General features: G+C 64.4%; 22 protein-coding genes. 10 read left to right on the forward strand and 12 right to left on the reverse strand.

The features are described from left to right. Positions 1–5: 5 nt before the first annotated feature. Positions 6–1,001, reverse strand: a complete 996-nt coding sequence (locus tag ACQE2J_RS06540) for an AAA family ATPase (protein WP_135541443.1) — start codon at positions 999–1,001, stop codon at positions 6–8. A 664-nt stretch (positions 1,002–1,665) separates the two neighbouring features. Here ACQE2J_RS06540 and nrdH point away from each other — a divergent pair. From nrdH to ACQE2J_RS06565, 5 genes are all read left to right on the forward strand, one after another. After that, complete coding sequence (gene nrdH / locus ACQE2J_RS06545) at positions 1,666–1,911, forward strand: glutaredoxin-like protein NrdH (protein WP_135541441.1); 246 nt, start codon at positions 1,666–1,668, stop codon at positions 1,909–1,911. Position 1,912: 1 nt separating this feature from the next. Beyond that, complete coding sequence (gene nrdI / locus ACQE2J_RS06550) at positions 1,913–2,326, forward strand: class Ib ribonucleoside-diphosphate reductase assembly flavoprotein NrdI (RefSeq protein WP_135541439.1); 414 nt, start codon at positions 1,913–1,915, stop codon at positions 2,324–2,326. 5 nt (positions 2,327–2,331) lie between these two features. Then, positions 2,332–4,458 (forward strand): class 1b ribonucleoside-diphosphate reductase subunit alpha, encoded by a 2,127-nt coding sequence (gene nrdE, locus ACQE2J_RS06555; RefSeq protein WP_425120452.1) that lies wholly within the window; start codon positions 2,332–2,334, stop codon positions 4,456–4,458. A gap of 170 nt (positions 4,459–4,628) precedes the next feature. After that, complete coding sequence (nrdF, locus tag ACQE2J_RS06560) at positions 4,629–5,600, forward strand: class 1b ribonucleoside-diphosphate reductase subunit beta (protein WP_135541435.1); 972 nt, start codon at positions 4,629–4,631, stop codon at positions 5,598–5,600. A 153-nt stretch (positions 5,601–5,753) separates the two neighbouring features. After that, a complete protein-coding gene (locus ACQE2J_RS06565) occupies positions 5,754–6,257 on the forward strand; it encodes a hemerythrin domain-containing protein (RefSeq protein WP_425120428.1) in 504 nt (167 codons plus the stop codon). A 28-nt stretch (positions 6,258–6,285) separates the two neighbouring features. Here the strand turns inward: ACQE2J_RS06565 and ACQE2J_RS06570 are convergent, their stop codons facing one another. From ACQE2J_RS06570 to sdhC, 7 genes are all read right to left on the reverse strand, one after another. After that, on the reverse strand, positions 6,286–8,400 hold the full coding sequence (locus ACQE2J_RS06570; RefSeq protein WP_426937329.1) for an acyltransferase family protein: 2,115 nt from the start codon (positions 8,398–8,400) through the stop codon (positions 6,286–6,288). 195 nt (positions 8,401–8,595) lie between these two features. After that, complete coding sequence (locus ACQE2J_RS06575; RefSeq protein WP_167854462.1) at positions 8,596–8,766, reverse strand: hypothetical protein; 171 nt, start codon at positions 8,764–8,766, stop codon at positions 8,596–8,598. 361 nt (positions 8,767–9,127) lie between these two features. Beyond that, the gene (locus tag ACQE2J_RS06580) at positions 9,128–10,357 is read right to left on the reverse strand and encodes a D-alanyl-D-alanine carboxypeptidase family protein (RefSeq protein WP_425118890.1); all 1,230 of its coding nucleotides are present in this window, start codon (positions 10,355–10,357) and stop codon (positions 9,128–9,130) included. A 249-nt stretch (positions 10,358–10,606) separates the two neighbouring features. Further along, the gene (locus ACQE2J_RS06585; RefSeq protein ID WP_425118889.1) at positions 10,607–11,395 is read right to left on the reverse strand and encodes a succinate dehydrogenase iron-sulfur subunit; all 789 of its coding nucleotides are present in this window, start codon (positions 11,393–11,395) and stop codon (positions 10,607–10,609) included. Beyond that, positions 11,395–13,155, reverse strand: a complete 1,761-nt coding sequence (gene sdhA, locus ACQE2J_RS06590) for a succinate dehydrogenase flavoprotein subunit (RefSeq protein ID WP_425118888.1) — start codon at positions 13,153–13,155, stop codon at positions 11,395–11,397. The genes ACQE2J_RS06585 and sdhA overlap by 1 nt, the downstream gene beginning before the upstream one ends. Positions 13,156–13,164: 9 nt before the next feature. After that, positions 13,165–13,614 (reverse strand): succinate dehydrogenase hydrophobic membrane anchor subunit, encoded by a 450-nt coding sequence (locus ACQE2J_RS06595; RefSeq protein WP_135541422.1) that lies wholly within the window; start codon positions 13,612–13,614, stop codon positions 13,165–13,167. A gap of 1 nt (position 13,615) precedes the next feature. Continuing rightward, on the reverse strand, positions 13,616–13,993 hold the full coding sequence (gene sdhC / locus ACQE2J_RS06600; protein WP_135541421.1) for a succinate dehydrogenase, cytochrome b556 subunit: 378 nt from the start codon (positions 13,991–13,993) through the stop codon (positions 13,616–13,618). A gap of 367 nt (positions 13,994–14,360) precedes the next feature. Between sdhC and ACQE2J_RS06605 the strand changes: the two genes are divergently transcribed. The 5 genes from ACQE2J_RS06605 (at position 14,361) to ACQE2J_RS06625 (ending at position 19,646) form a co-directional block, all read left to right on the forward strand. Then, complete coding sequence (locus ACQE2J_RS06605) at positions 14,361–15,470, forward strand: mannose-1-phosphate guanylyltransferase (RefSeq protein ID WP_425118887.1); 1,110 nt, start codon at positions 14,361–14,363, stop codon at positions 15,468–15,470. A 147-nt stretch (positions 15,471–15,617) separates the two neighbouring features. Beyond that, positions 15,618–16,790, forward strand: coding sequence for an amidohydrolase (locus tag ACQE2J_RS06610; protein WP_425118885.1), 1,173 nt, complete (start codon positions 15,618–15,620; stop codon positions 16,788–16,790). Positions 16,791–16,887: 97 nt separating this feature from the next. After that, positions 16,888–18,063, forward strand: a complete 1,176-nt coding sequence (locus ACQE2J_RS06615) for a BMP family ABC transporter substrate-binding protein (RefSeq protein ID WP_426937330.1) — start codon at positions 16,888–16,890, stop codon at positions 18,061–18,063. 42 nt (positions 18,064–18,105) lie between these two features. Beyond that, positions 18,106–19,209: an adenosine deaminase gene (locus ACQE2J_RS06620; protein ID WP_135541551.1), complete on the forward strand. Its 1,104-nt coding sequence runs from the start codon at positions 18,106–18,108 to the stop codon at positions 19,207–19,209. After that, a complete protein-coding gene (locus tag ACQE2J_RS06625; RefSeq protein ID WP_226829721.1) occupies positions 19,206–19,646 on the forward strand; it encodes a hypothetical protein in 441 nt (146 codons plus the stop codon). The genes ACQE2J_RS06620 and ACQE2J_RS06625 overlap by 4 nt, the downstream gene beginning before the upstream one ends. Before the next feature lie 70 nt (positions 19,647–19,716). On the opposite strand, the gene ACQE2J_RS06630 is transcribed toward ACQE2J_RS06625, so the two are convergent. From ACQE2J_RS06630 to ACQE2J_RS06645, 4 genes are all read right to left on the reverse strand, one after another. Next, the gene (locus tag ACQE2J_RS06630) at positions 19,717–20,910 is read right to left on the reverse strand and encodes an FAD-dependent monooxygenase (RefSeq protein ID WP_135541415.1); all 1,194 of its coding nucleotides are present in this window, start codon (positions 20,908–20,910) and stop codon (positions 19,717–19,719) included. 18 nt (positions 20,911–20,928) lie between these two features. Continuing rightward, positions 20,929–21,639, reverse strand: coding sequence for a hypothetical protein (locus ACQE2J_RS06635; protein WP_135541413.1), 711 nt, complete (start codon positions 21,637–21,639; stop codon positions 20,929–20,931). Positions 21,640–21,759: 120 nt separating this feature from the next. After that, entirely contained in the window at positions 21,760–22,452 is a 693-nt protein-coding gene (locus ACQE2J_RS06640) for a GNAT family N-acetyltransferase (RefSeq protein ID WP_135541411.1), read from the reverse strand. A gap of 4 nt (positions 22,453–22,456) precedes the next feature. Further along, positions 22,457–22,951, reverse strand: coding sequence for a MarR family winged helix-turn-helix transcriptional regulator (locus ACQE2J_RS06645; protein ID WP_135541409.1), 495 nt, complete (start codon positions 22,949–22,951; stop codon positions 22,457–22,459).

The following is a 22,951-nucleotide window of genomic DNA, read 5'->3' on the forward strand; positions in this document are numbered from 1 at the left end:
GCCGATCAGGGAGTGGGAACGGCCATGAGAAGGGCATCGACGATCTGGGCGCTCGTGATGTTCTCGGCGGCGGCTTCGAAGTTCAGCTGGATGCGGTGGGCGAGCACGCGGTGGGCAAGATCCTTGATGTCTTCGGGAATGACGTAGTTGCGGCCGCGGAGCATCGCCAGAGCCCGGCCGGCGTTCGTGAAGGCGATCGAGGCGCGCGGGCTGGCCCCGTACTCGATGAACGGGGCGAACCGGCCGAGGTATTTGCCCGTATTGCGGGTGGCGTGGACGAGTTCGACGAGATATCGGGTGATCGCGGGGTCGATGTAGATGGTGCGGGCGTAGCGCTGCATGGTCGTGACATCGTCGAGCGTGCAGGCGGGTTCGGGAACCGAGTCCTTGTCGAAGACGCCGGAATCGAGGCGAGAGAGGATCTCGACCTCTTCGTTGGGGTTCGGGTGAGTGAGCAGGTCCTTGATCATGAACCGGTCGAGCTGGGCTTCGGGCAGCTGGTAGGTGCCCTCCTGCTCGATCGGGTTCTGTGTGGCCATGACGAGGAAGGGACGGGGGAGTTCGAAGCGTCTGCCGCCGATCGTCGTCTGCTTCTCCTGCATGGCCTCAAGCATCGCCGACTGGGTCTTCGCCGAGGATCTGTTGATCTCGTCGAGGAGGACGATATTGGCATGTACCGGCCCGAGCACGGTGTTGAACGAGCCCTCATGTGCGTTGTAGATCTGCGAACCGATGATGTCGGCCGGCAACAGGTCAGGAGTGCATTGGATGCGGGAGAACTTCCCGGCGACCGCATTGGCCAATGCCGCGGCGGCGGTGGTCTTCGCCAGGCCCGGGACGCTTTCGAGCAGCAGGTGTCCGCTGGAGAGGAGTCCGATGAGCAGCGACTCGCGCAGACGCTGCTGGCCGACGACGAAATGGTCGAGGTAGGACTCGAGGCCATTGAGGATCGACTGTGCGTGCGCGATCTCCTGAGTATTGGCCGGTGCCGTTGCCGTCATAGTCCTGGAGCCTCTCGATTCGGTGCGGTGTGGTCTCCAGCATATTGGTTGGCCCTGACACAGAGACAGCCGAAGTCGTTCCAGTGCTGACACACGTCCCGGCACGGGGCGCCTGCGAAGATCTCATGTCAGGACCGATCTGTACCGTCGGTGAGACCACAAGGGACCGCTGGGAATCGGTCGCGGGGACCGAGGGGAGGAGGCTGAGGAGAAAGCGCGGAACAAGGAGCGCAGAACAGTGTGATCATGGCCTCCACGACTGCGTGACGGGTGCCTCACTCCACCGTGTGCGGACGATCGCCGAGGAAGCAGCGACACACCCACAGGCAAAAATTTTTCCTGTGGAAACCGGTGGATAACGGCAGTGGAAAACGGGAAGAGAATTCGGCTGTCGAGCGTTGTTCCCAGTGTCCGCGCTGGTCATCGAACTACATAGGTGTCGTTCACAGCCTGTGGACGAATGTGGACGGTGAAGTCACAGGGTGTGGAACCTCGTAATCACACTGGTGTAACACTGGATATAGGGGTAAGGTCGTACCCGAACACAACATCTAGTGGTCACCCTTGAGCCTGCGCCTCGTGATTTTCATCATGAATCGGCAGGTGAAGAGGCCGGCCACGCCACCCAGAACGCGGAGCCGCAAGGCAGAATGAAGGAGTCGTCATGATCACCGTGTACACCAAGCCGGCTTGTGTCCAGTGCAATGCAACCTACCGTGCGCTCGATGCCAAAGGGCTGAAGTACAAGTCGGTCGATCTCAGCGTCGACGAGAACGCCCTCGATGTCGTCAAGGCCATGGGTTACATGCAGGCCCCCGTCGTTGTCACCGACAACGATCACTGGTCGGGATTCCGACCGGACAAGATCGCCACTCTCGTCGGCGAGCAGAACGCTTCCGTCGTGGCCTGAAATGCTTCTGGTCTACTTCTCTGCCAACTCCGAGTACACGCACCGCTTCGTCAGCAAGCTGCGGCACCCGGCAGTGCGGTTGCCGACGTTGACCAAGGAAGAGACGCTTCGAGTGGATGAGCCATTCGTTCTCGTCACCCCCACCTACGGGGCCGGTCGCAATCGCGGGGCTGTTCCCAGGCAAGTCATCAAATTCCTCAATGTCGAAGAGAACCGCCGCCATTTGGTCGGAGTCATCGGCGCCGGAAACACGAACTTCGGCGAGGACTATTGCCGCGCGGCCCACAAGGTCGCAGCAAAGTGTCAAGTACCCCTCATGTATCGAGTCGAACTCCTGGGCACTCAGGAGGACGTCGACGCTGTGAATCTAGGATTGGATAAACTGTGCGCGAGCTCGCTGAAGACCGCAATGTAGAGGACATCATCCGCGAAGAGACGGATCTGGACTACCACGCGCTCAACGCCATGCTGAACCTGTATGACGAGAGCGGACGGATTCAGTTCGAACGTGACAAGCAGGCTGCTCGGCAGTACTTCCTGCAGCACGTGAACAACAACACCGTCTTCTTCCATGACCTCAAGGAGAAGCTCGACTACCTCGTCGAGAAGGACTACTACGAACCCGAAGTCCTCGAACAGTACTCTTTCGAGTTCATCGAGAACCTGTCGAAGCGGGCCTACGATCACAAGTTCCGCTTCCAGACCTTCCTCGGAGCTTTCAAGTTCTACACCTCGTACACGCTGAAGACCTTCGACGGCAAGCGTTACCTCGAGCGCTTCGAGGATCGCGTCGTCATGGTCGCTCTCTTCCTCGCCCGTGGCGATGAGACGCTGGCGACCCAGCTCGTCGACGAGATCATCAGCGGCCGCTTCCAGCCGGCCACCCCGACCTTCCTCAATGCCGGCAAGCGCCAGCGCGGCGAGCTCGTCTCCTGCTTCCTGCTGCGCATCGAAGACAACATGGAGTCGATCGGCCGCTCCATCAACTCCGCTCTGCAGCTGTCCAAGCGCGGCGGTGGTGTGGCCTTCGCCCTGACGAACATCCGTGAGTCCGGAGCCCCGATCAAGAAGATCGAGAACCAGTCCTCCGGCGTCATTCCGGTCATGAAGCTGCTCGAGGACTCGTTCTCCTACGCCAACCAGCTCGGAGCCCGACAGGGCGCCGGTGCCGTGTACCTCCACGCCCACCACCCCGACATCTACAAGTTCCTCGACACCAAGCGCGAGAACGCCGATGAGAAGATCCGGATCAAGACTCTGTCCCTGGGCGTCGTGATCCCCGACATCACCTTCGAATTGGCCAAGCGCAATGAGGACATGTACCTCTTCAGCCCCTACGACGTCGAGCGCGTCTACGGTGTGCCCTTCTCCGACATCAATGTCACTGAGAAGTACACGGAGCTGGTCGACAACGCGGCGATCAAGAAGAAGAAGATCAAAGCGCGCGAATTCTTCCAGACTCTCGCCGAGATCCAGTTCGAGTCCGGGTACCCGTACGTCATGTTCGAGGACACCGTCAACAAGGCGAATCCGATCGACGGCAAGATCATCATGTCCAACCTGTGCTCGGAGATCCTCCAGGTTTCCGAGCCCAGCAAGTACGACGATGATCTCGGCTACGACGTGGTCGGCAAGGACATCTCCTGCAACCTCGGTTCGCTCAACATCGCGCTGACGATGGATTCGGAGAACTTCGGTCAGACCATCGAGACCGCGATCCGCGGCCTCACCGCAGTCGCCGAGACCTCGGACATCCAGTCCGTGCCGTCGATCGCGCGCGGCAACGACATGTCGCACGCCATCGGCCTGGGCCAGATGAACCTGCACGGCTACCTCGCCCGTGAGCACGTCTACTACGGCTCCGATGAGGGTCTGGACTTCACGAACATGTACTTCTACACCGTCGCCTACCACTGTGTACGGGCGTCGATGGAGATTGCGAAGGAGCGCGGCGCGACCTTCGCCGGCTTCGAACGTTCGAAGTACGCCACCGGCGAATACTTCGACAAGTACACCGATGAGGTGTGGCAGCCGCGGACCACACGCGTCAAGGAGCTCTTCGACGAGGCGGGTGTGCACATCCCGACCCAGGAGGACTGGCGCGAGCTCAAGGCCCAGGTCGCCGAGCACGGCATCTACAACCAGAACCTGCAGGCCGTGCCTCCGACGGGTTCGATCTCCTACATCAACAACTCGACCTCGTCGATCCACCCGGTGGCCTCGAAGATCGAAATCCGCAAGGAAGGCAAGGTCGGGCGCGTGTACTACCCGGCACCCTTCATGGACAACGACAACCTCGAGTACTACCAGGATGCTTACGAGATCGGCTACGAGAAGATCATCGACACCTACGCCGAGGCCACGAAGCACGTGGATCAGGGACTGTCGCTGACTCTGTTCTTCATGGACACCGCCACCACTCGTGATATCAACAAGGCGCAGATCTACGCCTGGCGCAAGGGCATCAAGACCATCTACTACATCCGGCTCCGGCAGCTCGCTCTGCAGGGCACGGAGGTCGAAGGCTGCGTCTCCTGCATGCTCTGATCCACTGGCACGGCGGACCGATGTGAATCGGTCCGCCGGCTTTGTGCAGGGCCGCTGCTGCAGGGGCCCTGCACAGCGGACATCCGTCTGCCGAGCAGACCGCTGAAACTCAGCACGAAGACCACTTCGTGATTTTTGCAGAACAAGACTTTTTGGGAAGAGAGATAGCGTTGGAGAATCTGACTCTGGCCTCGCACGTCGACGCCATCAACTGGAACCGCGTCGTCGATCCGATCGACGACGAGGTGTGGGATCGCCTGACCGGAAATTTCTGGCTGCCGGAGAAGGTGCCGCTGAGCAACGACATCCCCTCGTGGGCGACGCTGACCGATGACGAGAAGACGCTGACGATGCGCGTGTTCACGGGACTGACGCTGCTCGACACGATTCAGGGCACGGTCGGCGCGATCTCGCTCATTCCCGACGCTGTCACCCCGCACGAAGAGGCAGTGCTCACGAACATCGCGTTCATGGAGAGCGTGCACGCGAAGTCCTACTCCTCGATCTTCTCCACACTGTGCTCGACGAAGGAGATCGACGAGGCGTTCCGCTGGTCGCGAGAGAACACCTACCTGCAGTCGAAGGCTGACATCATCCTCAGCTACTACCGAGGTGACGATCCGCTCAAGCGCAAGGTCGCTTCGACGCTGCTCGAGTCGTTCCTCTTCTACTCCGGCTTCTACCTGCCCATGTACTGGTCGGCACATGCGAAGCTGACGAACACCGCTGACCTCATCCGTCTGATCATCCGCGATGAGGCCGTGCACGGCTATTACATCGGCTACAAGTACCAGAAGGGCTTGGAGTCGCAGTCCGAAGAGCGCAAGGCCGAGCTCAAGGACTACACGATGAATCTCATGTTCGAGCTCTACGAGAACGAGGTCGCCTACACCCACGACATCTACGATTCGGTGGGACTGGCCGAGGACTGCAAGATGTTCCTCCACTACAACGCGAACAAGGCGCTGATGAACCTCGGCTACGAGGCGATGTTCCCCAAGGAGGTCACGAAGGTCAACCCGGCCATCCTGGCGGCGCTCTCACCCGGCAGCGATGAGAACCACGATTTCTTCTCCGGTTCCGGTTCGTCCTACGTCATCGGCAAGGCCGAGAACACCGAAGACGACGACTGGGACTTCTGAGACCGCTGAGTTCTGAGAACTGAAGCGGCCCATTCGAGCAATCCGGCTCGGGTGGGCCGCTCTTTCTCTGCTCACCCGACGCCTCGGCGGAAGTGGCACAATCGACAGACGGGGACGAGTTCCTCGCATCGACAGTCGAAGGAGTTGCACACCATGACAGGCTCGGGAACAGGGGAGAGCGGACGACTCAGCGTCGGCGAGGTCCTTGAGCGTGACCACCATCGCATCGACGGATATTTCGAGACCTTCGCGCGGACGTTGTCGGCGGATGGGCCGCTCGACATCGAGGCTTTCAACACGGGCGCCGCCGGGCTGCGCCACCACATCTATGTCGAAGAGGTTCTGCACTTTCCGGCGATGAAGGCCGGAGGACTCATGGGGCCGGTCTTCGTCATGCTCCGTGAGCATGGTGAGCTGTGGGATCGGATGGATGAGATCGCAGCCAAGCTGGATGCGGGTGCCGACAAGGCCGAGATCGCCCCGGTCTGGAAGTCCCTCGAAGACGGACTCGAAGCGCACAATGAGAAGGAGGAGAAGATCCTCTACCCGGTTGGCGACGATCTGCTCACCGAAGATCTCGGCGCAGAGATTCTCGAGACTCTGGCGAACCCGGACATCCCTGAGGGGTGGACCTGCGAGATGGCCGGACGCAGCTGACCGCAGGCTCAGCGTGCGGTGTGGTCGGCTATGAACCGGCGGCGTCCGAGAACATCTGCCGTTCTACCTCCGCGGCCAGAGTGCGCACATATTGATGGGTCAGATGGTTCCAGTCACGGAAGACCAGGACGTTTCCGATCACGGGTTGCACGTGACCGTCTTGGATGAGTGATTCGCTCAGGTCGAGATGGATGAAGCTGTCGGTATCGAAGACATCCGCAGCGGGATTGGTCTCGGCCAGAACCGACTCGGCGGGTACGGTGCATGAGCGTCGGCTCGGGTCCTCGCCGACGCAGACGCGCGGATCGACATGCTCGCCGTCGCCGAGTTGCAGCCACGGAGTGTCGCGAACGGCGAAGATCGTGTTCTCCTCTTCGGCCAGACGCTCGAAGACGTCGATGTACTCGTCCGGGACGTAGTCAGGCTCCTCCTCCTGGTCTCCGGTGGGTCGGGTCGAGGACATGAATATGCCCTCCGAAGGCGGATGCAGTCTGATGTGTTCTTCGACCTTTCGTGACCACGAGATGCAGTCCGTATCATCGGTGGGACTGTAGTACAGAGGGCAGCCGGCGCGGGTGAAAGGCACGATCCGGATGCCTCGGCGCTTGCCGATGATGTCGAGAGCACCAAGCCACTGTTCGCTGTGTGATCCGCCGACGACATACAGTGATCGCTCCGAGTCGGTGTCACCGTACCAGCACGGATCGCCGTCGGCTTTGTCGAAGATGATCGAGTCGTCGCTCTGCGGTGTCGTGCATCGGTCGGCCTCCGTCGGCGGCATCATCGGGTCCCGTGAGGCCAGGCCCGGCATGATCGGCACATCGAGGCGTGGTTCGATTCCGTCGAGGATCTCGCCGGCACCCGGGTAGGAGTCGGGGCGGCCTTCGGCGATGACAGCCGAGATCTTGTGCTCGACGTAGGCCCTGTTCGCGACGAGACCAACGGCCCAGGCCGGGGGAGAGACGAGGAGGAGGACCAGAACCGCCACCATGCCGACCCGCGCCCGGGCGATGGTGGAAGGCAGCGGCTCCGGCCCCGTCCGCTGGCGCAGTGGGATTTCCACCCACCGATGCGTGAGCTCGGCCAGCAGCAGAGAAGCGAGAATCACCGGGACGCCGACGAGAGGGTTCTTCGCATCGATGCCGGTGACTCTGACGGTGAGGATGAGCAGCGGCCAATGCCACAGGTACAAGGAGTAGGCGATCGTGCCGAGGCGGGTCAGCGGAGCCGACTCCAAAACTCGGATGATGATCGGTGGCTTCCTCTGGCGAACGAGACCGGCCCCGATGAGAAGCAGAGCACCGAGGAGGGGAACGAGAGTCAGGGGCCCCGGGAACTGTTCGGCACCGTCGAAGAACAGCCCGACGGAGAAGATCATGACCACTCCGACCCATGACAGCACGGCACTGAGCCACCGTGGCCATGATGAGCCTCGGATGCGCTCGGCGTCGAACAGCACCAGGCCGAGGAGCGCACCGGCACCGATCTCCCAGAAGCGTGAGAAGGTCGAGTAGTAGTTCACCCCCTGATCGCCGGCGAGGGCCATCCAGGTCGCACAGAGGAGCGAGAGCATCGACAACAGGGCGATGATCCACACCAGTGGACGCATCCGCACCCGTGCCGAACGGCCACGTGAGGCGAAGACGAGTGCGATGATCGCAATATAGATTTGGAACTGGACCGACATCGACCACAGATGCTGCAGGGGACTGCTGTCGATTCCCGCTGCATCGTAATCGGAACCGAGAGAGACGAAACGCCAGTTGATCCAGAAGCTCGCGGCGGCTGAAGCATCCGTCAGCCACTGTCCCCAGTCCAGATGCGGGTAGAAGATGAGGACTCCGCCGACGGTCGTGGCGACGACTGCGAGGAGCGCGGGGAGCAGACGCAGGAGGACGCGCAGCACCGAACGGGCGAAGGAACGTCCGTCGAGTCGCTCAGCGTTGCGGATCTGTGAAGACAGGAGGAGTGTGCCACCGAGGAAGAGGAACACATCCACCCCGGAGGAGACACGTCCGATGAAGACGTGGAAGATGACGACCAAAGCGATGGAGAACCCGCGGAGCCCCTCGAGATGCTGAAATCGGGTCGACGCTGCGGGGGAAGCGTCCAGGTGCGCAGAATCAGTGCGGAGATCAGACATAGCCGGTGGGGTTGGGAGGTCTCTTCGGCATTCACAGTATCGGGAATCGATGCGCTGAGCGAATGGGCATGCTCACGGCGATCGTCGGCTGCGTCGGACCCGGCCGCCGGAGGCCGGAGGCCGGAGTGAATGAGCAGACGCCCACGCGCTGCGTAAAACCCGGCAGCGAGTGGGCGTCCTCTTCAGTTCAGGCGGTCAGGCGGCTGCCATCGGCGTGATCTCGCGCAGCGAGGTGCCGGTGAACAGCACGATGCGACCGGTCGAATCTTCGATCGTGGTCTCACCGCGGGATTCGCGGCTGATCTTGGGATCGATCATTCCTGCGTGGATGAGTCCGCGCTGGACCCACTGTGGGAACTCAGACATGGTTCCCTCCTTTCTTCGGTTGTGAATAGCAGGCAACTACGCACGCTATTCGTCAGGTTCTGAAGTCGGCGACTGGGTGATCGCCAATGGGGATCTGCGTTTCGAAGAGACACGGTGTCCGGAACATTCATCTGCAAGGGCGAACCAGGATCGGGGCCTACGACTCTCACTGTCGGTCGTCAGGAGCAACTCATCGACCGGTTCGATGAATGCGGACAACTTCGAACGCAAAGAATCAGCATATCCGACGCGAGCGAGAATTGTCCACTCGAGGCCCGTGAGGTCATAGATGCGCGGCCGGTGACCGCCGTGAGACCTTCGTCGAGAAGGGTGCTTCGTGCCGATGCAGGGCGACGAGAGCTCAGCGACGCCCCTGCATGCGCGCCCGCAGCCTGACCCAGAACACGGCAGTGAGGGTGAGCAGAACGACGCCCACGGCAAGCAGTCCGAGAGCGAGGGGATTGTCCATCGCCGCACCCAAGGACCGAGACGCCACCGAGGCAGCCGCCCCCTCCGATTCTTCGGGCGTCGACTTCTCCGCCGACGCCGCTGCCGTCCCTTCGTCGGTTCCACCGGCATCGCTGCCGCTGCCCGAAGCGGTGGGGTCCGCCTCGGCGGTTGCCTGAGTCCCCACCGGAACGGTCTGCAGCGATTTCGGATCCTTCTGCGCGAAGTCCCATTCGAGGAGGTCGACGGCGGCCTGCCGGGAGTTGTTGTCGATGCCGAGCATCGTCGCCACGACACGGTGTCCGTCTCGTTCGGCTACGGCCACATACGAGCCCTTCGCGGCGCGAGTGAAGCCGTTCTTCAGACCCAGTCCGCCGTCGACCTGCCCGACGATCTTTGTGTGGTTCTGAATCTCGTAGCCTTTGAACTTCTCTTTCGTCTGCGGATTCTTCCCGCCGGGGAATTTATAAGTCTCGGTCCCGATGACCTTCATGAGATAGTCGTCCTCGCAGACGGCCCACGCGAGCTTCATGAGGTCCTCGGCGCTCGTGTACTGCCCCTTCGCGTCGAGGCCCGAGGTGTTCACCGCATGCGTGTTCTCCAGCCCCAGCTCGGCGGCCTTGTCGTTCATGAGCTTCACGGCCTTGTCCTGACCACCGGCGGCCCGCCCGAGGGCGTTCGCGGCATCATTGGCACTCGACATCAGCATGGCGTGGAAGAGCAGATCGACCGTGTAGCTGTTCGTCTGCATGAGCCCGACCTTCGTCCCGTCGATCTCCATGTCCTCGAATTCGGCCTTGACCTTCTGCTTCTTGTCATCGAGCACATCGACGAGAGCGAGAGCCGTGAGCAGTTTGATCGTCGAAGCCGGTGCGTGCCGCTTCTCGATGTTCTTCGCCGCATGCAGATTCCCACTGTCGAGGTCACCGACGAGCCAGGAGACGCCCACCGGCTTCGGCGGCTTCGCCCCATCGCCGAGGTCGTCAGGCGTCACGTACGCCGGAGCCGTCGACTCCGCCGGCTGTGGCGCTGCCTTCGCCGGTGCGGGGGAGTAGGCGAGCTGGGCCGCGACCAGAACTGTTGCGGCCACGGCACCGAGGAGCAGTGCGAGCAGTGAGGAAGCTGACGAGCGGGTGAAACGCATGCGCCCCAGTCTACTTTCGCGTCCGTCCCGCTGTCCTCAGGTTTGCCTCACCCGCACCGAAGTGACGCAGGTCGTGCTCCTCCACCCGCGCCGAGGCGCCGTCCTCCACCAGCGCCGCCGCGCCGCCCTCCATCGGCGCCGAGGCGCCGTGAACCGGACGCCCCCACCGGAACCGAGGCGGCAGAATGCGAAAACGGCCCCGCACCCATCGGTGCGGGGCCGCAGCAGTAGGACTTCAGGCAGTCGCGATCAGAAGGCGCGCTGCAGGATCGCCTGCTTCACCTCGGCGATGGCCTTGGTGATCTCGATGCCGCGAGGGCAGGCCTCGGTGCAGTTGAAGGTGGTGCGGCAGCGCCACACGCCTTCCTTGTCGTTGAGGATCTCGAGGCGCATGTCGCCGCCCTCGTCACGCGAATCGAAGATGAAACGGTGCGCGTTGACGATCGCGGCCGGTCCGAAGTACTGACCGTCGGTCCAGAACACGGGGCACGAGGAGGTGCAGGCCGCGCAGAGGATGCACTTCGTGGTGTCGTCGAAGGCCGCACGCTCTTCGGCCGACTGCAGACGCTCTCGGGTGGGCTCGTGACCGGAGGTGACGAGGAACGGCATGACCTCACGGTACGACTGGAAGAAGGGCTCCATGTCGACGATCATGTCCTTCTCGAGCGGAAGACCCTTGATCGCCTCGACGATGATGGGCTTCGACGTGTCGAGGTCCTTCAGCAACGTCTTGCAGGCCAGGCGGTTGCGGCCGTTGATGCGCATCGCATCGGAGCCGCAGACGCCGTGGGCGCAGGACCGGCGGAAGGACAGCGAGCCGTCGATCTCCCATTTGATCTTGTGGAGGGCATCCAGCACACGGTCGGTGCCGTACATCGTGATGTTGTATTCCTCCCAGTGCGGCTCCGAATCGAGTTCGGGGTCGAACCGTGCAATCTGGAAGGTGCAGTCGAAGGACGGAATGCTTCCGCCTTCGCCCGAGACATGCTCGGGCAGATCGATCTTCGAGGCTGGCTCTGGGGTGGTGTCGGTGCTCATCAGTACTTACGCTCCATCGGCTGGTAACGGGTGACGATGACGGGCTTCGTCTCAAGACGCATGCCCTTGATGCCGTCGGTCTCCGCTTCGGGATCGAGGTAGGTCATCGTGTGGTGCATGAACTTCTCGTCATCACGATCGGGGAAGTCCTCACGGAAGTGTCCGCCGCGCGATTCCTTGCGGTGGATGGCCGCGACGGAGATGACCTCGGCGAGTTCGAGCAGGAAGCCCAGCTCGACAGCCTCGAGCAGATCGAGGTTGTAGCGCTTGCCGCGGTCCTGGATGCCCACGTTGTTGTAGCGTTCGCGCAGCTTGGCGATCTCGTCGAGTGCCTCGCGCAGAGTCTCGTCGGTGCGGAACACCTGGACGTTGGAGTCCATGATCTCCTGCAGATCCTTGCGGATGGCGCCGATGCGTTCGGTGCCATCCGAGGTGCGCATCTTCTCGAGCATCTCGACGACCTGTGTCTCCGGGCTCTCCGGAAGTTCCACGGAATCGGCGGTCTGGGCGTATTCCGCGGCGGCGATGCCGGCGCGTTTGCCGAAGACGTTGATGTCGAGAAGCGAGTTCGTGCCCAGACGGTTCGAGCCGTGCACGGACACACAGGCGCATTCGCCTGCGGCGTAGAGGCCGGGCACGACGGTGTCGTTGTCGCCGAGGACCTCGGCCTTGATGTTCGTCGGGATGCCGCCCATGGCGTAGTGCGCGGTCGGGAACACCGGCACGGGCTCGGTGTAGGGCTCGACACCGAGGTAAGTGCGGGCGAACTCCGTGATGTCCGGCAGCTTGGCATCGATATGCGCCGGTTCGAGGTGGGTGAGGTCGAGGAGGACGTAGTCCTTGTTCGGACCGCAGCCGCGACCCTCACGGACCTCGTTGGCCATCGAACGCGCGACGATGTCACGCGGAGCGAGGTCCTTGATCGTCGGGGCGTAGCGCTCCATGAAGCGCTCACCGTCGGAGTTGCGGAGGATTCCGCCTTCACCGCGAGCTGCCTCGGAGAGCAGGATGCCCAGGCCGGCGAGGCCTGTGGGGTGGAACTGGAAGAACTCCATGTCCTCGAGCGGGATGCCGCGGTTGTAGGTCACGGCCATTCCGTCGCCTGTCAGGGTGTGGGCGTTCGACGTGGTCTTGAAGACCTTGCCGACTCCGCCGGTGGCGAAGACGACCGACTTGGCCTGGAAGATGTGGATCTCGCCGGTGGCCAGTTCGTAGGCCACGACGCCGGCCGGGCGCTTGACCCCCTCGACCTCGGTCATGACGAGGTCGAGGACGTAGAACTCGTTGTAGAACTCCACGCCGTGCTTGACGCACTGTTGGTACAGGGTCTGGAGGATCATGTGGCCGGTGCGGTCGGCCGCGTAGCAGGAACGGCGCACGGCCGACTTGCCGTGGTCACGGGTGTGACCGCCGAAGCGACGCTGGTCGATCTTGCCTTCGGGGGTGCGGTTGAAGGGCAGCCCCATCTTCTCGAGATCGAGCACGGCGTCGATGGCTTCCTTGGCCATCACCTCGGCGGCGTCCTGGTCGACCAGGTAGTCACCGCCCTTGACGGTGTCGAAGGTGTGCCATTCCCAGTTGTCCTCTTCCACGTTCGCCAGTGCGGCGCACATTCCGCCCTGGGCGGCACCGGTGTGCGAACGGGTGGGGTAGAGCTTCGTGAGAACGGCGGTCCGGGCGCGCTGGCCCGATTCGATCGCCGCACGCATGCCGGCGCCGCCGGCGCCGACGATGACGACGTCGTAATGATGTACCTGCATGTTTCTCCTTTAGGCCTTGCAGAACTCAGCCAGGACCGAGGGGTCCGCTCCGGCCGGGCAGGGATCGAACGTGAAGATGACGAGCGTGCCGAGCACGATGACGATGATCGAGGCGATGTAGAGGATCACCTGCAGAGCCATGCGGGTGCTGGGCTTCTCGGAGTAGTCCATGATGATGGTGCGCAGGCCGTTGGTGCCGTGCAGCATCGCCAGCCACAGCATGAGCAGATCCCAGATCTGCCAGAACGGGCTGGCCCACTTGCCTGCGACGAATCCGAAGTCGATGGCCTGGACGCCGTCGCCGGCCCACAGGTTGACGAACAGGTGGCCGAAGATGAGGATCACGAGGATGACGCCGGAGACGCGCATGAACAGCCATGCGAACATCTCGAACTTCGAACGCGTCGACTTGTGCCGGGAGTAGCCGGTCCGCGGAGCCGGAATGGATGTTGTGCTCATGTCAGCCTCCGAAAGTGTGCATCAGCTGGCGAGGAATGAAGGCGATCATGATGATGAGCCAAAGGACCATGACTCCCCAGAACAGCTTCTTCTGATTCTTCGGGCCACTCTTCGAGAAATCGACGAGAATGACGCGCAGCCCGTTGAACGCGTGGAACGCGATTGCGGCGACCAGGGCGATCTCACCGAATGCCATGACGGGTGTCTTGTAGGTTCCGATCACTGCGTTGTAGGCCTCGGGCGAGACGCGGACGAGTGCAGTATCGAGCACGTGGACCAGAAGGAAGAAGAAGATTCCGACGCCTGTGACGCGATGCGCGACCCAGGACCACATTCCTTCGTTTCCTCGGTACAGAGTGCCCGTAGACGCTTTGGCCACGGAGCATCCTCCATCTTGAGTATTGGGGTGTGTACGTCTAGAAACTACGCCGAAGACCGCTCCGGTGCCAGTCGAGACACCGCTCAGCGTGCCGGATCACACCTCAACCCTGGCAATTCCCTCAAAACTGGGATTTCCCGTCTCACGGATTTTCATTTACATCACAGTCGTGTGCGCTAAATGATGAGATCTCCGGTCTGACCTGCATGACCCTTGCGAGCCCCGCGGTTGACGCCGACGCGGTCCCCGACCGTCACCGAGGCGGCCCCGGGGTGGGGTTGTCCCCACCGCCACGCTGCGGCTGAGCTCCTCCGACACGGCGGACAACCTCGGGGAAGCGATGCCCGAACTCTGGGACACTGATTCCGTGAATACCCATTTCCACGCCATCATCCCCGCAGGCGGTTCGGGAACCCGCCTCTGGCCGCTGTCCCGTCGCGCCAACCCGAAGTTCCTCCACGATGTGCTCGGGCTCGGTCGCAGCCTGATCCAGGCCACCTGGGATCGGGTGGCCCCCATGGTCGGTGAGGACAAGGTCTGGGTGGTCACCGGCGAGACCCACCTCGACCAGGTCGCCTCCCAGCTGCCCGGGATCTCACGGACTCAGATCGTCGCCGAACCCTCACCCAAGGACTCCGCCGCGGCGATCGGCCTGGCCACCATGCTCATCGCCCGCGAAGACCCTGCGGCGATCGTCGGGTCGTTCTCCGCCGATCACTCGATCACGAACGTCGACGAGTTCCGCCTCGTCATCGACCAAGCCGTGGCCGCCGCCGAGACCGGGGACATCGTCACCGTCGGCATCATGCCCCGCAACCCCGCGACCGCCTACGGCTACATCAAGACCGGCGATCTGCTCGGCCTCGACGGGGCGCCCACCGCTCGTCGGGCGCTGGCGTTCGCGGAGAAGCCCGCCGCGAGCACTGCCCGTCGGTACGTGAATTCCGGACGCTACCGGTGGAACGCCGGCATGTTCATCTCCAAAGCGGAATCCCTGCTCGAGATCCTCGCCGAGGAGGACCCCGCCCTCTTCGCCGGACTCTCCCGGATCGCCGAGGCCTGGGACACCCCCGACCATCAGGAGGTGCTCGAGGAGGTGTGGCCGGGCCTGGAGAAGCGCGCCATCGACTATGTCGTGGCCGAACCCGCCGCTGCCGCCGGCCGTGTCATCGTCATCCCCGGCGACTTCGGCTGGGACGACGTCGGCGACTTCGACTCCGTGGCCCGACTGCGCCAGCCCGTGCCCGGCGAACCGCGTGGGGTCATCTCCATCGGCGGCAACACCGATCTGCTCGAAGTCGATGCCTCGGGCGTGGTCTTCTCCGAAGGGCCGCGGACGGTGGCGATCGTCGGACTCGAAGACCTCGTCGTCGTCGACACCGACGACGTTCTGCTCATCACCTCCCGCTCTCACGCTCAGGATGTGAAGAAGGCCGTGTCCGCGGCAGGGGAGCGGGGGCTCGACGAATTGCTCTGAGCCGATGCCCTTCGCGGGAAGTTGCCCTTCGTGGGAAGTATGTCGAAATTGGTCGCAGTGAGCACAGATGTGACGGTCTGTGCTTAGCATTGCTTCCAATGGTCGACACCAGCCATCCCCGAACTTCCCGCTGACGAAGGACCTGACATGATCAGCTCGACAATCGCTGAGATCGGTGCAGAGCTCATCGATTTCCGCCGCGACATCCATGCCCACCCGGAACTGTCCTTCCAAGAGTTCGAGACCACCGACAAGATCGTCGCCCGCCTCGAAGCCGCCGGGCTCCAGCCGCGGCGACTCGAGGGCACCGGCGTCGTCTGCGAGGTCGGGGAGGGGCCGGTGGCCGTGGGGCTGCGTGCCGATATCGACGCTCTGCCCGTCGACGACCTCATCGACGAGGAGTTCCGTTCGACGGTGCCCGGTGTCGCCCACGCCTGCGGCCACGATGTGCACCTGACCTCCCTCATCGGCGCCGGCATTGCCCTGCAGCGCATCCACGAGACCCGTCCCGGCGGACTCGGCGGTCGCGTCCGCCTGATCTTCCAGCCGGGCGAGGAGGTCACCCCGGGCGGGGCGCTGCGCGTGATCTCCCAGGGCGTCCTCGATGATGTGCCCGAGGTCTACGCCGTCCACTGCGATCCGAATGTCGACATCGGCAAGGTGGGTTCGCGCATCGGTGCGATCACGGCTGCCGGAGACACCGTCATCATCCGTCTCTCCGGGCACGGCGGGCACACCTCCCGGCCGCACCTGACCGAGGACCTCGTCTACGCCCTCGGCAAGCTCGCCACCGATCTGCCCTCGACGCTGGGCCGTCTCATCGACCCTCGCCACGCGATCTCTCTGGTGTGGGGTGAGATCAGCGCCGGTCATGCCGCGAACGTCGTTCCCAGCGAGGGGATTCTGCGCGGGACCCTGCGCTGTCTCGACGTCGACGGGTGGAACCAGGTCGCCGAGGTGCTTCCCGAACTCGTCGATCGCATCGCCGGTCCGTACGGAGTCGACGTCGATCTCGAGCACCGCCGAGGTGTGCCTCCCGTGGTCAACACCGAAGACCAGGTGACACTCATCGAATCCGCTGTGCGCGGTGAGCTGGGAGAGAACGCAGTGCAGCTGACTCCGCAGTCGATGGGCGGAGAGGACTTCGCCTGGTACCTCACCCACTGCCCGGGCGCGCTCATCCGGTTGGGCACCCGCACGCCCGGCGGCATCACCTATGACATCCATCAGGGTGATCTGCTCATCGACGAACGCGCGGTGGCCATCGCAGCCCGCGTCTTCACCGCCACCGCGCTCAGGGTCCTCGACCGTGATCGCTGATCTCCCGAGCCGCAGCTGAGCACGGGCCCCGCCGCCGCGGGCCCGGGCCTGCCGGCTGATTACCCTGCCCGCACCGCCGGCCGATAATCTAGGACTCATGAGGATGAGAGCCCGGTCCACCCTGCTGGCCGCACTCGGTGCGGTGAGCACGCTGGCCGCACTCGGTGCGGTGAGCACGCTGGCGCTCGGCGCCTGCTCCGTGACCGCTCCCGAACCGCTCGAGGAGACCCGGCTGGGCTGCCTCGTCTCCGCTCCCGCCGGATTCGACGATCATGCGGCCGGTGCCCTCACACTCGCCGAGACGGAACTGGCCCGCGAAGCCGGTGTCTTCTCCGGCACCTCGAGCCAACGGGTCTCGGGAGGGTCGGCCACCTCGGCGGCCCTGGATCGGATGCACCGGCAGGACTGCGCACTGACCACGGTGATCGGACCCGGCGGTGCCGACGAGCTCGCCGACTTCGCCGCCGCGCATCCGAAGGAGCTCTTCCTCGGGGTCTCCAGCGGCACCGAAGACCTGCCGAAGAACGTGCTGAGCATCGACTTCGACCTCGTCCCGCCGGCGTTCATCGCCGGGTACACCGCGGCCACCGCCTCGGAGACGGGGAAGGTCGGCGTCGTCGTCTCCCACGGGTTCCCGCAGGCCGGGGCCATCCGCAGCGCCTTCGACGCCGGGGTCGATCTGTACAACGACGAGAAGGACGAAGGCGCGGCGACGGTGACGTCCTATCGCAGCACCACCGCCTCGGCAAGCAGGTCGATCTCCGATACCCGCACGGCCGGTGAGGACTATTTCGATGAGTCCTTCGACGATGACGCCGACGTCCTCGTGCCCTTCGGTTCGGCCGCAGCGATGGGGGTGGTGACCGCGGCGGACGAGAAGCGCAAGGATCTGGCCGAGGCCGCCGACGACACCGAGGTCGAGGACGAGAAGAGCCCGATCCTGCCGAAGCTCGTGTGGTACGGCACCGCGGGCGGGTTCTCGCAGTCGATCGTGGCGAGCATCGAACCCAACGTCCGCCGCGGGCTGCGCACGATGTTCCCCGACTGGCCGCAGAGCAAGAACCCCGACGAGGTGGCCCCCGCGCCGAAGCGCGGACCGGAGGAGATCAGCGGCTTCCGCGTCGGTGACCGGGGCTACATGGGCACGCTCGACAACGGCGGGGTCCGCATCATCGCCGAGGACGGGTTCCTCTCCCGCGTCTCCGATGCCGGTCGAGGCATCACGGACCTGCGCGAGCGGATCAAGAGCGGGGATATCGACCTGGAGAGATGATGAACGGCCGACGGCGGTGTCATCGGATAAGCTGAGACGGTGATGAATGTACCCGCCGGCGTCGCCTCCGACGACCCCATCCTGCAGCTGCCCAAAGTGTCCCTCCACGATCACCTCGACGGCGGGCTGCGCCCGTCGACGATGATCGAGCTGGCCGATCAGATCGGCCACACCCTGCCCGCCGCCGACGCGGAGTCGCTGGGCCGATGGTTCGCGGAATCCGCGAACTCCGGTGATCTCGTCCGCTACCTCGAGACCTTCTCTCACACCGTGGCCGTGATGCAGACCGAAGACAATCTGCGTCGCGTGGCCAAGGAATGGGTGCTCGACCAGGTCGCCGACGGCGTGTTCTATGCCGAGGCCCGGTGGGCTCCCGAACAGCATCTCGAAGGCGGGCTGGAGCTCGACACCGTCGTCGAGGCCGTCCAGGACGGGCTCGAAGCCGGTGTCTCGGAAGCTGCCGCCGAGGGCAAGTACATCCGCGTCGGCCAGCTCATCACCGCTATGCGTCAGGCCGACAATTCCCTGGCGATCGCGGAACTGGCCATCCGTCACCGTGAGAAGGGCTCGGAATCCGGTGTCGTCGGCTTCGACATCGCCGGACCGGAGAACGGCTTCCCGCCCTCGGCGCACCTCTCCGCGTTCAACGCCCTCCATCAGGCCTATGTGCCCGTGACGATCCACGCCGGTGAGGCCGCAGGCAAGGAATCCATCCACGAGGCGATCACCATCTGCCACGCTCAGCGTCTGGGCCACGGCGCCCGGATCGTCGAGGACATGGAGATCGTCGATGGAGAGGGTCAGCTCGGCAGCCTCGCCGCGTGGGTCCTCGACCAGCAGATCCCGCTGGAGCTGTGCCCGAGCTCGAACCTGCAGACCGACATCGGCGGCACCATCGCCAGCCACCCGATCACGGGGCTGAAGGATCTCGGCTTCGCCGTGACCATCAACCCGGACAACCGGCTCATGTCCGGCACGTCGATGTCGCGGGAGATGCGTCTGCTCGTCGATGAGGCGGGATGGACGCAGACGGACCTCGAATGGGCCACCGTGAACGCGGTGACCGCTGCCTTCCTGCCGCTGGATGTGCGCGAGCGCATGCTCGACGAGATCCTCATCCCCGGATTCGCTCGGGTGAACATTTGAGTTCTCGCAGTGACCGGTCTGCCGTGCCCGGAGGCTCACAGGATCCTGCCGGGCACGGTGTCCCGACTCCGCGGGCGATGACCCTGGTCGTCGTCGTCCTCGGCATTCAGGCGCTGGCCCTGGTCGGTTCGGCGCTGTCGTTCATCATCACGGCCATCGGCGCGGGTGAGCTGGCCGCATCGCTGGTCGGCCTGGCCGTCATGTTCCTCATCTTCGCGGCCGGAGTCGGTGCCGCGGCACGTGGGGCGTGGCGGCTGCACCGGTGGGCGCGACCCGCGGCGATCGCGTTCGAGCTGCTCGTCATCGTCTTCGCCTTCAGCGTCATCGGCGGATCTCTGTGGCTGGGCCTGGCCTGCCTGCTCACCGCCATCGCCGTGATCATGGGCTTCTTCCTGCCCCCGGTCGTCGAGGCCTACAACCGCGCCCTGGCCGACTGAACCGCGCCCTGGCCGACTGAACCGCTGTGCCGTTTCGGCCGCGGGGACTCCTCACCGCGGGGGAGCGAACTCACCGAGGCGGAGCCGGCGGTGACCATCTCTGCACGCTCGCGGCCTGCGCGGCGATGAGTCGCGAGGGAACGACCGAGAACACCGCGTTGCGGACCCGTGCCAACAGCGGGGAGTCGAGCTGGAACATATGCCCCATGAGACGTGACTTCCGGGCGATCGACTGTGAGCGCGGCCTGCGCAGCGCATCGTACCGGTGCAGGGCCTCATCGAGTTCTGCACGCAGCGCAGCACCGCGCTCAGCCAGCGGGGCGAGCAGCGCGGTCAGTGTCGCCGCGTCCTCGAGCGCCTGGCCGCCTCCCTGCCCGAGGTCGGGCGTCATCGCGTGCGCGGCATCGCCGAGGAGCACCACCCGGCCCCGATGGAATCGAGCCAACCGGTGGGAGAGGTCGCTGATCGGGGTGCGACGGACCGCCTCGGCGGGGGTGGCTTCGATGAGTTCGGCGATGGGGCGGTGCCAACCTGCGAACATCGCCTCGACGGTCGCCTTCTCACGGGCGAACACGGCATCCTGGGGCATGTTCGCCACGGCGAACCAGTAGACGCGGCCATCGGCCAGCGGAGCGATGCCGAAGCGGCGCCCGCATCCCACCGATTCCCCGGCGGCACGCTCCAGATCCACCGGCACCGAGGTGATGCCCCGCCACGCGGAATAACCGGAGTACCGCGGTGCGACCGTTCTTCCGGCGACGACTGAGCGGATCCGACTGTGCAGGCCGTCGGCGGCGATGATGAGGTCGAAACGCTGCTCGGCCGCAAGCTGTGCCTCGGAATCCGTGCCGACCGCACCCGCGGTGACAGTCAGGGTGCCGTCGGTCGCGGACGCGACCGCTGCCGCGTCGGTGCGGACGGTCCCCGGTGCCAGAGCCCCGAAGAGGATCCGGTGGAGATCGGCGCGGTCGACGATGCGCAGCGCCCCGACGGAGTCGTTGGGGACCTGGGCGATCCAGCGTCCATCGGCGCGACGCTGACCTGCGGCGAAACCTTCGACACTGCGGTCGGTCACCGCGTCGAAGTCCTCGGAGAGGCCCAATGCGTCCAGTGCCGCCAGACCGTTGGCGAAGATCGACAGACCCGAACCGCCGGCCCTGACTTCGGGAGCGCGTTCGAACACGGTCACCTCGGCACCGGCTCTCTGCAGCCCGACGGCCGCAGAGAGCCCGCCGATTCCGGCTCCGACGATGGCGATCTTCATAGGCTCACGCGACTGGTCTTACTGGAGGTAGTCGCCGCAGGCTTCGGTGAGGAAGTCGCCGGCGACTTCGCCCTCTTCCCCGAGGCTGATCGCCGTCATCTGGATACCCCACCACACGCGAGGTGAGCCGCCCCACTGCTGTCGGAACTCTTCGCGGCGGCCGGGATCCTCGGCGAGGTCGTCCGCGGCAAGACCGATCCGCTCCTGCGCGTCCTCGGCAGTGCAGCGCTTCTCGTCGTCCGGGCCCTTCGGATCGAGCTCGGGGATGTCCTTGTCGTCGACGTTCTTGAGCGTGAACGCCGAGTTGCCGATCTCCTCGACCTCGAAAGTGCCGTGGAGGAGCAGGAACGGGGAGAGGTCGTCATCGACGCTGTCCGCATCGAGGGTGACGCTGACACTGTCTGGGCTGTCGGCGGTCACGGTCATCTCTCCGGAGTCGGGCACTTCGGGATTGCCGGTGTGCACGTAGACCTTGAGGTAGGCCTCGGACTTCTTCTCGGCCGCCTCGGCGAGGCCCTGCCACAGCGGGTCGGTGTCCTTCGCCCCGCCGGGTGAGGAGTCGACGATGGACACCTTCGGCGCATCCTTGGGCGTCTCGATCGGCGTGACCTCCTCCTTGCTCACCGAAGGGCGGGGCTGGGGGCGGGTCTCCTCGGGAGTCGACACGCAGGCCGTCGTCGTGGCCAGCAGCGCAGCGGCGGACAGAAGGGCAAGGGGGCGAAGTCGCATGGTTCCTCGAGGTGTCGTCAGGGGCCGTGTGGTGTCAGTTCCAGCCTAATGTCCGCCCGTGCCCGAGCCCGGGCGGACGCGCGGCGAAACGGCGAACGGGCCGGCGACGCACAGAGGGCCTCAGCCGTGGCGGGCAGCGGCGATGAGCGCGCGCAGACTCTCACGCTGGCGGCCGTCTGCATCGAAGTTCGCCTCGTCGAACCAGGCCCGGTATCCCTGCCGCAGGGACGGCCATTCGCTGTCGATGATCGAGAACCACGCGGTATCGCGGTTGCGTCCCTTGACCACGAGGTGCTGACGGAACACGCCTTCGAAGGTGAAGCCGAAGCGCTCGGCCGCCCGCTTCGACGGCACATTGTCGTCATCGCACTTCCATTCGAAGCGGCGGAATCCGGAAGCGAAGACGAGCTCGGCGCAGAGGAAGAGCGCCTCGGTGGCCGCGGCGGTCCGCGACAGACTCGGACCCCAGAGGATGTGCCCGATCTCGATGACTCCGTTGGCGGCATCGATGCGCATGAGCGCCTGCCGCCCCAGCGCCCGACCGGTGGACCGGTCGACGACGGCGAAGAACAGGGGATCGGGGCTGCCGGCCGCCTCGGCGATCCAGGAATCGAACTCCCCGCGATCGGTCTGCGGAGTCTGCGGCAGGTACCGGAACCGGTCGTCGATCCCGGTCGGTGCCGTGACTTCCGCGAAGAGGTCATCGCCGTGAGCGGCCGAATCCAAGGGTTCGAGGTCGACGAATCGACCGTGGATCGTCTCTCGCCGAGGCGGCTGTGCGCCGGTGAAGTCCGTGAGGTCAGCAGGTGGCATGGTCTCAGTCCTCGTCGCTGTCGAATCCGGTGGAGAGCTCTCGGAGCAGGGACGCGAGATTGCGGCTTCCCGCGGCCGTGAGTCCGCTGAGGATCGCCCGTTCCTTCACGAGCAGATCGGCCAGTGCGGAGTCGACGGTGGCGCGACCGCTCTCGGTGAGGTGGACGAGCACCCCGCGTCGGTCTCCGGGATCCGGCCGACGTTCGACCCAGCCGCGGGTGACGAGCCGGTCGATGCGGTTGGTCATCGTCCCGCTGGTGACCAGGGTCTCCTGCAGCAGCGTCGAGGGGGAGAGCTGATAGGGTTCGCCCGAGCGGCGCAGGGCGGAGAGGACATCGAAGGCCCATCCCTCGATGCCGTAATCGGAGAAGCTCGACTTCCGAGCCAGATCCAACTGCCTGGCCAATCGCGAGACGCGGGAGAGGATCTCCATCGGAGAGACATCGAGGTCCGGACGCTCACGCCGCCAGGCTGCGACTATTCGATCTACTTCGTCCAT

Source organism: Brevibacterium sp. LE-L (genome assembly GCF_050214925.1).
GTDB lineage: Bacteria > Actinomycetota > Actinomycetes > Actinomycetales > Brevibacteriaceae > Brevibacterium.

What these genes read in the sequence shown, in the direction of transcription:
- ACQE2J_RS06540 (WP_135541443.1), bottom strand. Translation starts at nt 1,001, where the DNA reads ATGACGGCAACGGCACCGGCCAATACTCAGGAGATCGCGCACGCACAG.
- nrdH (WP_135541441.1), top strand. Translation starts at nt 1,666, where the DNA reads ATGATCACCGTGTACACCAAGCCGGCTTGTGTCCAGTGCAATGCAACC.
- nrdI (WP_135541439.1), top strand. Translation starts at nt 1,913, where the DNA reads ATGCTTCTGGTCTACTTCTCTGCCAACTCCGAGTACACGCACCGCTTC.
- ACQE2J_RS06565 (WP_425120428.1), top strand. Translation starts at nt 5,754, where the DNA reads ATGACAGGCTCGGGAACAGGGGAGAGCGGACGACTCAGCGTCGGCGAG.
- ACQE2J_RS06570 (WP_426937329.1), bottom strand. Translation starts at nt 8,400, where the DNA reads ATGTCTGATCTCCGCACTGATTCTGCGCACCTGGACGCTTCCCCCGCA.
- ACQE2J_RS06575 (WP_167854462.1), bottom strand. Translation starts at nt 8,766, where the DNA reads ATGTCTGAGTTCCCACAGTGGGTCCAGCGCGGACTCATCCACGCAGGA.
- ACQE2J_RS06580 (WP_425118890.1), bottom strand. Translation starts at nt 10,357, where the DNA reads ATGCGTTTCACCCGCTCGTCAGCTTCCTCACTGCTCGCACTGCTCCTC.
- ACQE2J_RS06585 (WP_425118889.1), bottom strand. Translation starts at nt 11,395, where the DNA reads ATGAGCACCGACACCACCCCAGAGCCAGCCTCGAAGATCGATCTGCCC.
- sdhA (WP_425118888.1), bottom strand. Translation starts at nt 13,155, where the DNA reads ATGCAGGTACATCATTACGACGTCGTCATCGTCGGCGCCGGCGGCGCC.
- ACQE2J_RS06595 (WP_135541422.1), bottom strand. Translation starts at nt 13,614, where the DNA reads ATGAGCACAACATCCATTCCGGCTCCGCGGACCGGCTACTCCCGGCAC.
- ACQE2J_RS06610 (WP_425118885.1), top strand. Translation starts at nt 15,618, where the DNA reads ATGATCAGCTCGACAATCGCTGAGATCGGTGCAGAGCTCATCGATTTC.
- ACQE2J_RS06615 (WP_426937330.1), top strand. Translation starts at nt 16,888, where the DNA reads ATGAGGATGAGAGCCCGGTCCACCCTGCTGGCCGCACTCGGTGCGGTG.
- ACQE2J_RS06620 (WP_135541551.1), top strand. Translation starts at nt 18,106, where the DNA reads ATGAATGTACCCGCCGGCGTCGCCTCCGACGACCCCATCCTGCAGCTG.
- ACQE2J_RS06630 (WP_135541415.1), bottom strand. Translation starts at nt 20,910, where the DNA reads ATGAAGATCGCCATCGTCGGAGCCGGAATCGGCGGGCTCTCTGCGGCC.
- ACQE2J_RS06635 (WP_135541413.1), bottom strand. Translation starts at nt 21,639, where the DNA reads ATGCGACTTCGCCCCCTTGCCCTTCTGTCCGCCGCTGCGCTGCTGGCC.
- ACQE2J_RS06640 (WP_135541411.1), bottom strand. Translation starts at nt 22,452, where the DNA reads ATGCCACCTGCTGACCTCACGGACTTCACCGGCGCACAGCCGCCTCGG.
- ACQE2J_RS06645 (WP_135541409.1), bottom strand. Translation starts at nt 22,951, where the DNA reads ATGGACGAAGTAGATCGAATAGTCGCAGCCTGGCGGCGTGAGCGTCCG.